Source organism: Streptomyces sp. NRRL F-2664, assembly GCF_000719345.1.
Lineage (GTDB): Bacteria > Actinomycetota > Actinomycetes > Streptomycetales > Streptomycetaceae > Streptomyces.
In genome coordinates this window covers 1-207 of the sequence record NZ_JOFX01000652.1, presented here as the reverse complement: position 1 = coordinate 207, position 207 = coordinate 1, and the positions used below count along the sequence as shown (strand labels likewise).

The window sequence follows — 207 nt, the reverse complement described above, 5'->3', positions numbered from 1 at the left end:
AAGGTCGACCTGCGCAACAACGCCGGTTCGGTGGACCTGATCGCCGACGTGACGGGGTACTACACGGACAAGGCCGGCGCGGGCTCCGCGCTGAACCCGATCACCCCAGCGCGGTTCCTGGACACCCGTGACGGCACGGGCGCGACCAAGCAGCGCGTCGGCCCCGGCGGGGTCGTCACCCTCCAGGTCGCCGGGGTGAAGGGCGTC

Annotated in this window: 1 pseudogene; it reads left to right on the top strand. The window is 72.0% G+C overall.

Annotation, left to right across the window (positions count from 1 at the left end):
* Positions 1 to 207, top strand: a pseudogene (locus IF89_RS40500) (hypothetical protein); the annotation flags it as partial.